Raw genomic sequence first — 16091 nt, forward strand, 5'->3', positions numbered from 1 at the left:
TGCTAACATATTTACGCATTATCCACTCGAACTAAAACAAGAATTGTTTATTAATTGACTATGGAATACGTTTAGAAACATAATCAGCATCAATTTTACTATAAAGAGTTTATTATGGGACTAATTAAAAATTCTTCTCAATCGATAGGATTAGGATATCCTAAAGACACAGGTAGATTAAAACTTGTGCAGGGAAGTCATGAAAAATCCCCCAAAAAAGTTGCTTTAATGGGCGACTCCACTGTAGACAATGGATATTGGGTCGATAAAAGAAAAGCTTATGATCAAAAAACCCATACAGTAACGCATCAAACTGCAGTCGCTCTCGCTCATCATGAGTTAGCAGATTCTTATGAGGTAGGAAACTTTGCTGTTGATGGTGCGACAACAGAAGATCTAATGTCGTACTGTCGCTTAGATAAAGTTCTACCCAAAGATCTGGATCATACTAGCTCTTATGTACAGCAATTGAAGGCAGTTACAGCATGGAAACCCGATGTTGCGGTCATCAGCGTGGGTGGTAATAATTATCGAGAAGCGCTAGCAAATACCTTAATGCAGGAAATGAATTACCCCCAACTCCTTTTAAGAATTACACCAGAGCATGCAAAACCCGCCATCAACTTGGCTTTCGATGAAGTAAAAACAAAGATACTAAATGATTATAAAAAAATTATTGATGAGTTAATTGAGAATAACCCTCAACTTAGTCGTATTGTCCTTTTATCTCAATATTATCCCTCGATTACAAAATTAACTCCTTATTTTATTTATACTGGATTTTCTCATTTAGCACGCGCCGAAGGAAAAGGCCGCGCTCCTTTTACTGTGGTTGAAGAAACCATGAATGAACTATATCGAGAAATCCTGAATTACGCAGCCGCTAAAGAAAAAGAAATTGTTTTTGTTGATATGACGTCGTCATTAAACCCTTTAGGTGGAAAGCATACTTGGCAAATTGAACCTAATGAACAAGGGTCTGCGATTATGGGGCGATTAATTGCCAATGCAGTTGAGTACAATTTCCCACAAGATAAAACCGAACAAGATAAAAACTCCATTGCCAGAATTTATATGGACGCGGATGAGCAACAGATTCATTCGCAAATTTTAAAAAAAGACGATATAGAACAATTTAGCGTCAAAAAAATAGGGCAGTTTATAAGTGAAAGTCGATATCGTCATTTAGGTTTATTGTTTTCCCCTTCATCCAGCTTAGCAGTCCGTTTTGAAAGCGCGTATCATGCAATTACAGGCAAACAATTTGATGATGAGTATACCGGTTTTCCTGCTTTTGGTTTATTAGACCTAACTTTAGTTCCCGCCATGGCTAATTATTTATGGCGTGTTGCTGTGGATGAAAATGTTCATACTTCGTTTCGCGTAATGGCAGGTAGTGTCGCTGGACCTATTTTATTAAGTAAAATGATTCTTGGCTTATCTTTGATGTTAGTACTTGCATTACCAATACTGGGATACGATAAAGGAGCGAGCCTCCTCTTTAATAAATCCGATGCAATTCAAAATCAGGAAGAAGAAACCAATGAATTAAAGGTATAAATGATTTATAGAATGATGATGGAGCTGGAACCTGGGTTAAGTTTCCTCAAACCCAGGCGACATAACTCTATACATCACTATAACTATTTAGATAAAATCATCGATAAATTACTTTGGGTAGGCGGAAATTTGGATACCTTGAATATCAAAGCTCTTAACGTAAGTACTAAAATTGGCGTTTACGCATGGGAGCAACGCATTAATCAACAATTATTGATTGATATCAGTATTGATACTGATTTCAGGGCGTGCCAGGAAGATTTAACTAAGACTATAGATTATGAAGCGCTGTGTAATAGTGTAACGCTCTATGTGGAATCGAAATCATTCCAACTCATTGAAACAGTTGCCAATGAAGTTGCAGACTTAATCAAAAAACAGTTTAAAGTCTCTCAAATTACAGTAGGGATTAGTAAGCCACATGCAATCAAGAATGCTGCAAACATTCAGGTAGTAGTGCGTCGTTAAGCAAATTGTGAGTTTACTTCATCCTAACCTGAGTTATGTGTTAACAGCGCGCTTATCCGCCACTGGTAACCATACCGTTTAGACGTTCATTTTTTGCCAAATTCATTTGAGCCTGTTGGGCAAGAGCACGATTAGAATAAGGTCCTACTACAACCCGGAACCAATTACCTTTTGTGGCATGGCTTACAGGAATGATGTATACACTAAAACCTTTAAGTATCAATGTACCTTTCATTTGCTCTGCATCTCTACGCGCCTTAAAAGAAGCTACTTGCACTAAATATTTACTTTTATCTACGGTAGCAGGTCTCGCAGCGGGGGCATTGTTTGCAGCAACAGGTACTCGAGCCCCGTTTGGTTTTATTGGTGCAGCTGCACTGGCGACATTGGCCGTTGTCTTAACCGCTGAGGTAGCTGCAGTTGGTGTGGTCGCTACGGTTGTTGCAGTTGCATTTGCAGCGGATTGAACGGAAGCGGCAGGACTACCATTGGGTTGAGAGTTTGGAACTTTTTCATTGGCCAGGAGTGTATAAAACTCAAATTTTGGTTTAGGCGGGATCGCAGCATGCTGTGCCCCGGGTTTAGGGGGTTCTTTTTTTATTTCATGATGGGCCAAAACCTGGGAGTTTACCCACTGACTTACGGTTTCTATATCTAGAAAAGAAGCGGTCATATACCCTACTAAAAAAGTCAACGTAATCACTAAAAGCTGATGCGGTGTAGCACCGCGCGACCGTGAAGAACGCCTATTTCCATATTCTTTTGCCATCACATACTCTCAGGAGCTGATACGCCCAATAAGTCCAAACCATTCTTTAATATCTGACGTACTGCCTCTAACAAACAAAGACGAGCACATCGTAATTGCTCTTGCTCACACAAAAGCGGAATAGCATTATAATAGCTATGCAAGCCGTTGGCTACTTCACGTAAATAATAAGCCACTTGATGAGGCTCACAGTGCGCAGCCGCTAATTCTACAATTTCTGGATACCGGCTAATTAAAGAAATCAAATGAGTTTCATGAGCTTGATCTAATAAATCAATATTTTTTAACCCAAGTGCCTTGTCCCAAGACAAGCCTCGTTCTTTTAACTGTCTTAATACAGAGCATATTCTTGCATGAGCATACTGAATATAATAGATCGGATTATCACTTGATTCTGATTTTGCCAAATCCAAATCAAAATCCATATGTTGTTCTGACTTGCGTGCCACATAAAAGAAGCGTGCCGCATCGTTTCCTACCTCGTTACGTAATTCTCTTAAAGTAACAAAAGAACCACTACGTGTAGACATTTGCACTCGCTCAGAACCACGATATAAAATGGCAAATTGAACAAGCAATACATCCAGTGCGCTTTCATCATGCCCCAAAGCTTTTACTACAGCTCGCAATCGGGTGATATAGCCATGATGATCCGCACCAAAAATATCAATTACCCGGTCATAACCTCTATCATATTTATTCCAATGGTAAGCTACATCCGAAGCAAAATAAGTAGTATTGCCATTAGCACGCACCAATACTCGATCTTTTTCGTCACCAAAATCAGTCGCTCTAAACCAAAGCGCCCCTTCTTTTTCAAAGGTATGACCGCTATCCTTAAGCGCCTGAATTCCTTTTTGAATAGATCCATCTTCAAACAAGGATTGTTCGGAGAACCAACTATCGTATTTCACACCAAATTCAGCAAGATCATCTTTGATGTCATCAAGCACTGTATTTAATGCATGTTGGTGAAATAGGGCAAAAACATCCATGCTCAACAATTGTTTTGCACGCTCAACTAAAGCATCGATATAAACTTCTTTGTCTCCGCCATGAGGCTCATCAAGAGGTAATCCGTCAACTACACTAGCCCATGGATGTACATATTCTTTACCATGTTCTGCCCAAAACTCCTGTGCTATTTCGGAAACATACTGACCTTTATAAGCATTGGCAGGAATAACAACAGGCTCCTCAGCAAGCTCGAGATAACGTAACCACACACTGGCAGCAAGAATATTCATTTGCCTTCCAGCGTCGTTCACATAATATTCTAAGGTTACATCATAACCTGCAGCCTTTAAAACATTACCTAAAGTAGCTCCAAAGGCAGCGCCTCGTCCATGCCCTACATGTAAAGGGCCTGTAGGATTAGCAGAAACAAATTCAATCAATACTTTTTGATTTTGGCCAATAGTACTACGTCCAAAATGTTCGGCTTTTTCCAGTATTTCCCCAATAACTTGGGAACGAGAAGTGCTACGTATAAAGAAATTAATAAACCCTGCCCCAGCGATTTCCACTTTGTCCACCGAGGGGTCAGTTGGCATGGCTTGAACTAAAAGCTCTGCTATTTTTCGCGGTGCCTGACGACACGGTTTGGCTAAAATCAAAGCTAAATTACTGGCATAATCACCATGAGCAGAATCTTTTGAACGGTCTACCTTAATATCAACATCCAAATCAGTAGGTACCTCGCCTGATCTTTGTAATGATATTAAAGCGTGTTTTAAAAGCTGCTCTACAGTATGTTTCATGCTACTTAGTTTTCCATCAAAAAATGATGCTATTATGCGCTTTTTTGTACCATATGAAAAGGTTTATATACCTAATGAAACACAATTTGCGCTCTTATTGAAAAACAGTAAATTGTTCCTATATGAACTATGAGTTACACTTGAATACTCACTTTTCTCAATATCATTAATACTGTGTTATCTAACTCGTGTGAATCATTAAGCGGTATCGGACCAACCCTTGCAGCCAAACTGGCAAAATGTGGTATCCATTCTGTAGGTGACTTACTGTTCCACTTACCTTATCGCTATCAAGACAGAACACGAATAACACCCATTCAAGATTTACGCGCTAATGAGTGGTGCGTGATTGCTGGGCGGGTATGCAAAACAGAAATTAAAACCGGGAAGCGCGCAATGCTGCATTGTTATGTAGAGGACAAAACCGGAATAATAAAACTGCAGTTTTTTCATTTTAATAAAACTCAAATTAATAATCTAAAAAACAGCACAATGATTCATGCCTTTGGGGAGGTTCGGGAGTTCAGCAATACCCTAACGATGACCCATCCTGAATATCAGTTGCTCGATGATGAAAGCGAATGCCAAGTCAATGAAACACTCACCCCCATTTACCCAAGTACACAAGGTTTGAGTCAATCACGATTAAGACAATTGGTGAACGTCGCCTTAAATAGTTGCAAACACGAGCTTCAACAATTGGAATGGATGAGTGAAGAACAATTACAGGCAAATAGTTTTTTCCCTTTAGGTGATGCAATTCAATTATTACATAATCCTCCGCCAGATATCTCCGTGCAGTCACTAGAAGAAGGGCAACACCCCGCGCTAAAACGGTTAGTTTTTGATGAATTGTTAGCACAACGCCTCAGTATGCAATTCGCCAGAGAAGCACGTAATACATTACATGCTGTTGCTTTGCCTATGGACCAAAATTTGAATCAGCGTTTTTTAGAGTCCCTCCCCTTTACGCTCACGAACGCGCAGCAGAGAGTCGCCCAAGAGATTAGCGAGGATCTGACTCATAATAAACCCATGTTACGCTTAGTACAAGGCGATGTGGGGGCAGGAAAAACCATCATCGCGGCCCTTGCAGCATTACAAGCGATTGCCAATGGACAACAAGTCGCTTTTATGGCTCCCACTGATTTACTGAGCGAACAACACGCCAATAATTTGATCCGTTGGCTAGAACCTTTGGGAATCAAAATATTTAGACTTAGTGGCAAAATGAAACTAAGTGAACGACGAATGGCATTTGCTGCGTTAGCAGATCATAGTTGTCAGTTGATTATTGGCACCCATGCCCTATTTCAAGAAGAAGTGCAGTTTGCTCGCTTAGGTCTAGTCATTATTGATGAACAACATCGATTTGGTGTGGAACAAAGATTGCTTTTGCAACAAAAAGGACAACAGGACCAACTCATTCCGCATCAATTATTAATGACCGCCACACCTATCCCCAGAACACTCTCCATGACTCACTTTGCCCATTTGGACCTCTCAATTATCGATGAATTACCTCCTGGACGTATGCCCATTGCTACCGCAGTCTTAAGTCAGAACAAACGGGAAACAGTCATTGAACGATTAGAAGTAGCCATAGCCAGTGGTCGACAAATTTATTGGGTATGTACACTCATTGAAGAATCTGAAAAATTACAATGTATGGCCGCTACCGAAACAGCTCATGCCTTACAAGAACAACTCCCCGAAGCTCGTGTAGGTCTTGTACATGGTCGGATGAAACCTTTAGAAAAAGAAGCAACTATGGCCGCCTTTAAAAGTGGTGAAATTAACTTACTGGTGGCTACAACAGTTATTGAAGTAGGAGTAGATGTCCCTAATGCGAGTCTTATGATTATCGAAAATGCCGAGCGTTTGGGTTTATCCCAACTCCATCAATTACGTGGCCGGGTAGGAAGAGGCAGTACCCAATCTCATTGCATTTTGCTTTATCAATCCCCCCTATCACAACAGGGTACTGAGCGATTAAAAATAATGCGCGCAACCAATGATGGATTTATTATTGCCGAAAAAGATATGGAGTTAAGAGGAGCCGGCGAAGTACTCGGAACTCGGCAAACGGGTTATCGACAATTTAAAATCGCGGATATCCAACGGGATCGGAATTTACTTCCACTTTTGCCCGCTATAGCAAAAAAACTATTAGAAGAGTCACCTCAAACTGCCCGCAAAATTACCCAGCGATGGTTAGGTAATTTTGAACAATTTTTACAGGGATAAAAATATTTTTAGAAATATCCAAGTCAAGACTGTTTTTTATTTTTTTCTTTGGTTAACATAGCTGAGCTATTTTTCTTATTTTCAAAAACCACATCTTGTGGATAACTCAATCTCACCATATCACTTGATAAAAACCCAAATTACATGCATCAAAAGGAAAATCCTTATTTTATAAGGCCTATTGCTTATTTGGTCATTCTATTGCCTTAAACCATTTATCCACAAAATCTGTGGATAATCCTGTGAACATGATGTAAAACACCATATAAAATCAGCTTGATTAGCACCTGCTTCAGAACTCTCCAAAGTGCTCTCTGAGGTTTAAGTTTAGAAATAAAACATGAATTAATTTTAATCAATGCAAGTATATTTCTTAAAGTTAAATTTTTTTTAAAAAAATACTCAAGTCAAGACTGTTTTTTATTTTTTTCTTTGTTAAGATATCCAAGAAAATTCCTCTATTCCACAAAACAGATCCTGTGGATAACTCACCTCTTCATTTCACTGAGTAAAAAGCACTAAATCCTCACCTTTTTTGGAAAAATCCTTGTTTCATAAGGCTTATTACTTATTTAGTCATTTTACTTTCTTAAATCATTTATCCACAAAATCTGTGGATAATCCTGTGAACATGATGTAGAACACCTTATACAATCAGCGTGATTGGCACCTGCTCCAGAACTTTCCAAAGTGCTCTCTGAGGTTTAGTTTTAGACATCGAAAATGAATTAATTTTAATCAATGCAAATATACTTCTTAAAGTTAAAATTTTTTTAAAAAAATACCCAAGTCAAGACTGTTTTTTATTTTTTTCTTTGTTAATATATCCAAGAAAATTTCCCATTCTCACGTAACACATCCTGTGGATAATTTCTCTCCTCATACCACTGAATAAAAAATCAGACTTATATTTATTTTCGACAAATTCTTATTCTATAAGGCTTATTCAACTTTTATTCATTATTTGACTAAAAGCGATTTATCCACAAAATCTGTGGATAATCCTGTGTATAGGATGCATAACATCTTGTGGAATCAGCTTATTTGCGTGCGTCTTATAATGCGCCAGATGATTTCATACCCATTCAATTTAATGAAAGTTTTAATATAAAAAAATTCTTAACCATGTTTAAATAGACCAACAAAAATAGACGAAACTGAATCTCGAATCAGGGTGAAAAACTAAAGGTCTCATTTCGTTTTACTTAGGTTATGTTAACTTAAAAAAAACATCATATGGCTCAGAACGATAGATATTTACAAGCAAAAAAAGTAACCCTTTTGGGAGCTATTTCAAACGCTCTACTTGGTCTCATTAAACTCATTGGTGGGTATTTTTTCCACTCGCATGCACTTGTTGCAGATGGAGTTCATTCCTTATCCGATCTCATAACAGATGCAATGGTTTTATTTGCGTCTAAATACGGTAGTCTTGATGCGGATGCCAGTCATCCATATGGCCATCAACGCATTGAAACAGCTGCGACTTTATTGTTATCTCTTTTACTTATTTTTGCAGGTATTGGCATCGCCTGGGATTCAATATATGACTTACTACATTCCAATTACATCACACCCAATTGGTTCACTTTGCCAATAATTTGTATTTCCATCCTGAGCAATGAAATTTTGTTTCACTACACCCTATATATAGGAAAATGCATTAATTCGAAATTAATTACAGCAAATGCTTGGCATCATCGCTCAGATGCAGCTTCCTCTCTAGTTGTCTTAGTAGGCTTGATAGGCACTATTGCCGGTTTTCGTTCTCTTGATGCCGTAGCAGCCATTATAGTCGGCCTTATGATCGTTAAAATGGGTTGGGATTATGCTTGGAATAGTGTCAAAGAATTGGTAGATACCGCAGTCAGTCCTGAGTTATTGTCACGAATTGAAGAAGTAATCCAAAATGTAGATGGGGTTGAAAAAATCCATCAATTGCGAACCCGCTCTATGGGAGAGAATGTATTAATTGATGTACATATTTTAGTTTCACCTAAAATATCAGTATCTGAAGGACATTATATTGCACAACACGTCCACCATGCTCTTGAAGATCAAATCGAAAGCGTCAAAGATGTGATTGTACATGTGGATCCTGAAGATGATGAACGTTGTTGCCCCTCTTTGCATTTGCCAAGCAGAGAGGTATTACACGAACTATTATTTAATGAAGTACACATTGATTTTCCACAAATTCTATTTTGGAATTTACATTATCTAGATGGCAAAATCGGGATAGATATAGTCTGTGACGAAACCTTCAACCAGTGGCAAGAATTACATGATCGAGTAATTTTGGCATTAAAACTACAGTCCAATATTATAGAAGTTCGTTTATTTAGCTTGCATGAGGCCATGCATCACCACTAAACTACGTAGTTTTAGCTTTAGTAGTGAAGCAATGCTGAACTCGGGGTTCTTTTACCGCATCCCGAATGTAACGGGGATCTCCCATTATTCCTCGCTGCGCTCGGGATGGCTTGGGTTTCTTCTGGCCTTCTCCCAGGCTACAATTTAGTAACCGTTCAGGGAGTACTTGAATCTTGGGGAATGGCGTGAATGCTTACACAATTTAAACGATTAAATTCTAGAATAAGTAATAGGATAAACAATGGTATCACCTACCAGCTTAAAGATTTTTTTTGCATGTTCCATTTTTATAGTCATTTTAATTGCAGGCTGGTATCCGTTTAGAAAACGTATTAAAGATGATCAGCATATTGATTTTCCAGTGGGAGAAACTCTGGCAACCGGAGTTTTTTTAGGGGCTGGATTGTTGCATATGCTTCCAGATGCGAATTCATTATTTAATAAAATGGGATATAACTACCCTTTTGCCTACATCATTACTGGTGCTGTATTTCTGATTTTCCTCTGGTTCGAACATTTAGGAAAAGAGCTTTACCATCATAACAATACAAAACATCCAGCCTTTGCCCTTTTAGCCTGGGGTATGCTCTCTGTTCATTCAATTATGTTGGGTGCAGCTTTAGGATTATCCCATTATAACTCCATGATCATTATGATCTTTCTTGCAATTATTACTCATAAATGGGCAGAAAGTTTTGCCGTTGCAGTGCAATTAAATAAAAGTTCTATGAGCATGAATACCAGCTTAGTCTTTTTTATTTTATTCAGCTTGATGACCCCACTCGGGATCTATTTGGGTTGGTATTTTGGTCATGGAGTAGAAACTGACTCCTTATTTGATCCCATTTTACTTGCTGCTTCATCAGGAACATTTCTCTATCTAGGAACCCTACATGGCTTGGAACGCTGTGTAATGGTAGAACGTTGTTGTAATCTGAAAGATTTCAGTTTCGTGATTATAGGCTTCTCACTGATGGCATTGGTGGCTGTTTATGTCTAAATTGTTCCAACAAGAACCCATTATCCTCGCCTCCAGCTCTTCAATAAGATTAAAATTGCTGCAATCTCTTGGTATTGAATTTTCTGTGGTTCCTTCTCACTGCGATGAAGATGCAATTAAAGCGTCCTTCAAGTCAGAGAGCACACTAGACTTAGGCTATGCGCTTGCAGCAAGCAAAGCTTTGGCAGTAAGCCTGCAATACCCAGAACATTTTATTATTGCCGCAGACCAACTTTGTCTGTTTGGACAAACTCTATTGAATAAGCCTTTGAACCACCCTACTGCTATTGAACACTTACGTTTATTAAGTGGCAAAGAGCATCTGCAAATTGCCTGTCTTTGCATCGCAAAAAATAATGAACTCCTTTGGCAACATCATGAAACAGCGTACTTAACATTGCACCATTTAAGTGAGAAATCAATCGAGGCTTATTTACAAAGTGAAAAGCCTTATCATAGTTGTGGAGCTTATCAATATGAAAGCCAAGGTAAATGGTTATTTAAAGAAGTTCAAGGCTCTGAAGATACTATTTTAGGTTTACCTTTACTTCCTTTATCCAACGCATTAATGAAGCTTGGGGCTGTTCGTTTCTGATTATTTGCTCAGGGACTGGTGAGGCAAAACGTAGGCCGGAACAAAAGAACTTCATATTTCTCGGATTTCGTTGCACGTCACCAGGCTATCTATTCCACAAAAAAATCCACAAAATCATTAGGTTAATCAATTATTGTATTTATTAAGATCATTTTGTTATGATTCTTTATCACTTGCTATGGAATTGAGAAAAAATGGAAGGAAAAATTGAAAATCCTGTTGTAGAAACACCTGCATTAAGTTTGTTTGAGTTTAAAACTCAATTCACCAACTATATGAAAGAGTGTGCAATTTTTAAAATAAATAATGAGAAGAGAATTGCCGAGTTAGAATTACAAAATGAACATGATGCTCTTATTAGGCTACATGAGCAGATGATGGCAACAGTTAAAGAGCAGGTAGCAGTTTATAAAGAGAAATTGAACGCCGCTAAAGCATATATAAACCACACATGGGAATTAAATCCTCGAATTACCAGTGAAATTGATAGACAAAACAGATATCTGGAAAAGTTACAATCACAATTGCTGCAAATAAAATCTTTAAAATTTTTGTTCTCTTTCGACCCGAGTGAATTATTTCAGGAAGCATTAAAAAATAAATCCTCAGCTTTACTCATTATTCAGACTCCGAAACTCATTGCAAAAATTCCTAACCATCAATTAGCGGATATGACTCACCAAGACCCAGAGATCATTAAGGCGCTAGCCCCTATTTTAGCGTCCCGGGAATACACATTTGAACTATCAAATATTTTTGCTGCACTCAAAAAACAGGTTCAAACTGACACGGATAAAACCTTTATTATCGAAAAAGAAAACCTTGCAATCCGTGATTTGTTACTCAAAATTAATAAGTACCTTGATAAAAAAATAGATCAAGCCTTGAACGAAAATACTCAGCCCTGGGCGCTCGGATATTTTGGATCACGCCATAAGATAAATAAAGGTGAACAAAAAGTATCTGTCCCTCAAGGTATCTATGAATTAAAAGCGCATTTAGAGCAACTCAACCAAATTTCCCCAAGGGAAATCTTAACCAAGATGCAAAATACACTGCAGATCAAAAACGAAGGCAAGCATGATGAATCCTTGCTTCAACAGTTTAAACGACTTATCAGTTATCTTTTTGGATACTCTCAATCAGAAGATACCTCAGAAGAATATGAATACCTGGGTAAAGTAACAGCAGGGAAACAATCTATCTCTTGACAAAGTCAGTACATATCAAAACAATACTTCAATTTGAATAAGCAGTAAAAATCCACTGCTTTTCGCAGATTGAAAAAAATTTAATCGTAACCAGGACTCGACATGCAAATTACTAAAATACAAGCCCGTGAAATTCTGGACTCTCGTGGTAACCCTACTGTTGAAGCGGATGTTATTTTAAAAAGTGGAACCCAAGGAAGAGCGAGTGTTCCATCCGGGGCATCCACAGGAAGTCGCGAAGCCTGTGAACTCCGCGATCAGGACCCCAAACGCTATAATGGTAAGGGCGTGCAACACGCTGTTGCTTATGTTAATCAAGAAATCAATCACGCCTTACACCTTTTTTCCATTGAAGATCAGGACGCCTTGGATCAGAAACTATGTCAATTAGATGGCACAGAAAATAAATCACGTCTAGGAGCCAATGCCATTCTTGCAGTTTCTCTTGCAGCGGCTAGAGCGCGCGCAAATGAGCATAAGTTACCTTTGTATGCAGCCTTAAACCAAGGTGAAAAGATGTGCATGCCTGTACCTATGATGAATATTTTAAATGGCGGAGCTCATGCAGACAATAATGTGGATATTCAAGAATTCATGATCATGCCTGTGGGCGCTGCTGATTTTCCCACTGCTTTAAGAATGGGTACTGAGATTTTTCATGGATTAAAATCTGTTTTAAAAAAACAAGGTTTAAATACCGCAGTAGGTGATGAAGGGGGTTTCGCACCCAATATTAAATCGAACCGCCAAGCTCTAGACCTACTTTGTGAAGCAATTGAAAAAACAGGATTTAGATTAGGTGATGAGATAGTACTCGCATTGGATGTCGCTGCTTCAGAACTATATGACCAAGGCATGTATCATATGGCTTCTGAAAATCAAAAATTCACTTCGATGCAACTCATTGATTATTATACTAATCTCGTTGCTAATTATCCTATAGTAAGTATCGAAGATGGCTTGGATGAAAAAGATTGGACTGGATGGAGTCATTTGACTGCTCAATTGGGTTCAAGAATTCAATTGGTAGGTGACGATGTATTTGTTACTAATCCAAAAATTTTACAAGAAGGCATCACTCAAAAAGTGGCTAACGCCATCCTCATTAAAGTCAACCAAATCGGAACCTTAAGTGAAACCCGACAAACAATTCAATTAGCTCACCAAAATGGCTATCGTTGTGTGATGTCACATCGCTCAGGTGAAACAGAAGATACCTTTATTGCAGATCTTGCCGTTGCGACAGGATGTGGTCAAATTAAAACTGGTTCTTTATGCCGTACCGATCGCGTTGCAAAGTACAATCAATTGTTACGCATTAATGAAATTGCCACCTTACCTTATGCAGGCAAATCCATATTGAAAAGATAATTTTATCGTAACCCGTAGATACAGTCCTTTAAAAGCAAGTTATTTCATTAAATAGGTTGCTTGCTATTAGAGACTGTATCTACGAGGGATTCACGAACACATTCTTAATCCTCTGAAAAATGAATATTGGTGTTGTACTTAGTGCGATTAAGGCAAAAACTGCTGCGAAATACTTTAATATTTGCTTCATTGGCAAATACTCTGCGTGCAAACTCATTATAATGATTCATATCCGCAACATGGATCACTAACAAATAATCAGTCTCCCCTGAAACAAAATAGCATTGTTTCACCTCTTCTTGTTCCGCCATTTTACGTTCAAAATGAGCCAACAAATCCTCTCTTTGCTTTTCCAAAGTAATATTTGCAAAGACAATAAGCCCACGGCCAGCTTTAAAAGGATCTACCAGAGAAACATCCTTAACAATAATGCCCTCATCACGCAATCGTTTAACACGACGAAAACAAGGAGGAGCAGAAATTCCTACTTTCTCAGCAAGAGCCAAGTTGGTAATTTGATTGTCTTTTTGCAATAAATTTAAAATTTTCCGATCAATTTTATCCAAATGGACCGGTTCAGTTATATTTTCTGACACTTTTCTCTCATTTTTTTTCATATATTACCCATTATTAAAGATGGTTCATTATAAAACGAAATAAATAGTCAATAAATTAAAAATTTATTTATTTTTATTTCATGATAAATTCTCAATCCCATCAAAAGAACCAAAAGGATACAATCATGATAAGAAAAGCGCGAATTGACGAAATTAATAGCTTAAATAAACTCATTGAATACTCAGCACGGGGGTTGAGCCAAGAGGACTATTCAAAACATGAAATTGAAGACGCCATTCATTTTATTTTTGGAATAGATAAAGAGCTTATTCAAGACCAAACCTATTACGTGATAGAAAAAGAAGGAACTGTAGTTGCCTGCGGAGGGTGGAGTAAACGGAAAACCTTATTCGGTGGCGATCAATGTAATGCACGTGAAGAAGGTTTTTTAAATCCACAAACTGATTTTGCCAAGATTCGGGCTTTCTTTGTCCATCCAAACCATGCTCGCCAAGGTCTTGGAAAAATGCTTCTGGAGTATTGTGAACAACAAGCCTTATTCCATGGATTTATAAAAATGGAAATGATGGCGACCTTGCCTGGTGTAAAACTATATCAGGTTTGTGGCTATCAAATTATTGGACCAGAATATTTTGCTCTCCCCAATGGGAAAAAGTTTAAAATGTTAAAAATGACAAAACACTTATAATCATAGTATTTTAATAGGAAGCCTGAGTACAGCGTGACGCATGAAGTATATAATAGGCTCCTCTTCTGCTGTACTCAACCTCCCCATAAAACTAGTCCTCTTTTCTGGAATGATATTCTGGGATTTCCTTAGGATAACGACCTTTTATCGTTTTAAAAAAATCAAGAATCATCGGGAAATCTTTATCAATATCTCCTGATGGTTGGAACTTTTCATGAATGCGAAGTTCTTTAGTTGAATAATCAGGCCCTACCATAACTATAGGCAACCCTGCCTGGCAAGCGATATGATAAAAGCCCTCTTTCCAACGGGTCACTGCACTACGCGTCCCCTCAGGAGTAATCGCAAGCTTAAACTCGTCACGAGAGCGAAATATATCGACGACTTGATCTACAGTCTTATTTTTTTTAGAACGATCTACAGGAGCTCCACCCAAAGACTTTAACAACAAACCTAAAGGAAAAAAGAACAATTGATCTTTTGCTAAAAAGTTAATTTTAACTCCCATTGAAAAACGAGCAAATAAACCAACAGCAAAATCCCAATTACTGGTGTGGGGAGCAACAACAACCAGATATTTTTTATCTTTTGGCAATTCGCCGACAACTTTCCATCCAAACAGCTTCAAAATAAAACGACCAAATTTTTTCATATTCAAAATCAATAATTATTTTTTTTAGTATATACAAATTATCATGTTGATACACCTCTATCTCACAATGGAATCGAGTTCACCAAAACAAGAATGATAAAAAAATCAATAATCCAACACCACGGTGTAATTATTTATACTAAAATGATACATATATAGGTGGAGCTATGGAGTGCCAAATGAATAAGCAAGATCCTGCACTTGAATTTTCCAACCCCCGTTTACTGGCAAGTGTTTATTATGGATTACTCTCTGTTGTCGGAACGATTCTCATTAATGCTTTTCTCACAACAATTGGTTATGTTGAACTTGTACCTCTATTTAAGGCGATTATTCTGGGAATGATTGTAGCTTCTATCACTGGAGCTATATTTGGAGAACGAATCGTTCATTGCCCTGAACCTTATAAACTCAAAACTTTTTTGTTAGGCTTTATCATGGTTCTCCTTTCCTTACCCTTTTTTGATCTCGGTCTGTTGCTCTTTATGGACACAACAGAAAACCAAGCATTGAAAGTTAATAATTTTAGCGATTTTCTGTATGCGTATTGTGTTGTCCTTTTATATAGCTATATTCTTTTTGGTTTCTTGCTCGCCATTGCATCGGGTTTAGCCTCTATCTATCTACGCGGCCAATTTGTCCACCATATTTTGTATACGGACAAGAGAAAAAGTCATAGTCTACCTCGGTATAAAAGTGCACCAAAAAAAACCAAATCCAAGCCTGCACCAAAAACTCGTACTTTGCAGCGCAAAAAAACTTAAGTAAAATCGTTTATTACTCAGCTTGTCATTGCATTCTAGGCTGGGTGAATGCTT

Annotated in this window: 14 protein-coding genes; 10 read left to right on the plus strand and 4 right to left on the minus strand. The window is 37.9% G+C overall.

The window, feature by feature from the left end; genetic code table 11:
• The first annotated feature begins 114 nt into the window (after nucleotides 1-114).
• Together ACWTEW_RS31625 and folB are read left to right on the plus strand one after the other, a co-directional pair.
• On the plus strand, nucleotides 115-1560 hold the full coding sequence (locus ACWTEW_RS31625; RefSeq protein ID WP_454781936.1) for an SGNH/GDSL hydrolase family protein: 1446 nt from the start codon (nucleotides 115-117) through the stop codon (nucleotides 1558-1560).
• A gap of 129 nt (nucleotides 1561-1689) precedes the next feature.
• Entirely contained in the window at nucleotides 1690-2028 is a 339-nt protein-coding gene (folB, locus tag ACWTEW_RS31630; protein WP_454782065.1) for a dihydroneopterin aldolase, read from the plus strand.
• A 52-nt stretch (nucleotides 2029-2080) separates the two neighbouring features.
• Here folB and ACWTEW_RS31635 read toward each other — a convergent pair whose 3' ends face one another.
• Nucleotides 2081-2797, minus strand: coding sequence for an SPOR domain-containing protein (locus tag ACWTEW_RS31635; protein WP_454781937.1), 717 nt, complete (start codon nucleotides 2795-2797; stop codon nucleotides 2081-2083).
• On the minus strand, nucleotides 2797-4557 hold the full coding sequence (gene argS / locus ACWTEW_RS31640; protein ID WP_454781938.1) for an arginine--tRNA ligase: 1761 nt from the start codon (nucleotides 4555-4557) through the stop codon (nucleotides 2797-2799). The genes ACWTEW_RS31635 and argS overlap by 1 nt, the downstream gene beginning before the upstream one ends.
• 174 nt (nucleotides 4558-4731) lie before the next feature.
• On the opposite strand from argS, the gene recG reads away from it, so the two are divergent.
• From recG to eno, 6 genes are all read left to right on the plus strand, one after another.
• Nucleotides 4732-6804, plus strand: a complete 2073-nt coding sequence (gene recG / locus ACWTEW_RS31645) for an ATP-dependent DNA helicase RecG (protein WP_454781939.1) — start codon at nucleotides 4732-4734, stop codon at nucleotides 6802-6804.
• Nucleotides 6805-8040: 1236 nt separating this feature from the next.
• Nucleotides 8041-9177 (plus strand): cation diffusion facilitator family transporter, encoded by a 1137-nt coding sequence (locus ACWTEW_RS31650; protein WP_454781940.1) that lies wholly within the window; start codon nucleotides 8041-8043, stop codon nucleotides 9175-9177.
• A gap of 241 nt (nucleotides 9178-9418) precedes the next feature.
• Complete coding sequence (locus ACWTEW_RS31655; RefSeq protein ID WP_454781941.1) at nucleotides 9419-10177, plus strand: ZIP family metal transporter; 759 nt, start codon at nucleotides 9419-9421, stop codon at nucleotides 10175-10177.
• Entirely contained in the window at nucleotides 10170-10772 is a 603-nt protein-coding gene (locus tag ACWTEW_RS31660) for a Maf family protein (protein ID WP_454781942.1), read from the plus strand. The genes ACWTEW_RS31655 and ACWTEW_RS31660 overlap by 8 nt, the downstream gene beginning before the upstream one ends.
• 194 nt (nucleotides 10773-10966) lie before the next feature.
• Nucleotides 10967-11983: a hypothetical protein gene (locus ACWTEW_RS31665; protein WP_454781943.1), complete on the plus strand. Its 1017-nt coding sequence runs from the start codon at nucleotides 10967-10969 to the stop codon at nucleotides 11981-11983.
• A gap of 102 nt (nucleotides 11984-12085) precedes the next feature.
• Nucleotides 12086-13354, plus strand: coding sequence for a phosphopyruvate hydratase (eno, locus tag ACWTEW_RS31670; protein ID WP_454781944.1), 1269 nt, complete (start codon nucleotides 12086-12088; stop codon nucleotides 13352-13354).
• Between the two features lie 104 nt (nucleotides 13355-13458).
• On the opposite strand, the gene ACWTEW_RS31675 is transcribed toward eno, so the two are convergent.
• Nucleotides 13459-13971, minus strand: a complete 513-nt coding sequence (locus ACWTEW_RS31675; RefSeq protein WP_454781945.1) for an Lrp/AsnC family transcriptional regulator — start codon at nucleotides 13969-13971, stop codon at nucleotides 13459-13461.
• A gap of 125 nt (nucleotides 13972-14096) precedes the next feature.
• Here ACWTEW_RS31675 and ACWTEW_RS31680 point away from each other — a divergent pair, with 125 nt between their 5' ends.
• Nucleotides 14097-14621 carry a GNAT family N-acetyltransferase gene (locus ACWTEW_RS31680; RefSeq protein ID WP_454781946.1) on the plus strand — a complete coding sequence of 175 codons (525 nt, stop codon included), beginning with the start codon at nucleotides 14097-14099 and terminating at the stop codon, nucleotides 14619-14621.
• A 91-nt stretch (nucleotides 14622-14712) separates the two neighbouring features.
• On the opposite strand, the gene ACWTEW_RS31685 is transcribed toward ACWTEW_RS31680, so the two are convergent.
• Nucleotides 14713-15273: a 1-acyl-sn-glycerol-3-phosphate acyltransferase gene (locus ACWTEW_RS31685; protein WP_454781947.1), complete on the minus strand. Its 561-nt coding sequence runs from the start codon at nucleotides 15271-15273 to the stop codon at nucleotides 14713-14715.
• Nucleotides 15274-15452: 179 nt separating this feature from the next.
• On the opposite strand from ACWTEW_RS31685, the gene ACWTEW_RS31690 reads away from it, so the two are divergent.
• On the plus strand, nucleotides 15453-16037 hold the full coding sequence (locus ACWTEW_RS31690; RefSeq protein ID WP_454781948.1) for a hypothetical protein: 585 nt from the start codon (nucleotides 15453-15455) through the stop codon (nucleotides 16035-16037).
• The last annotated feature ends 54 nt before the right edge of the window (nucleotides 16038-16091 follow it).

The sequence above is a fragment of the Legionella stuttgartensis genome (genome assembly GCF_977063405.2).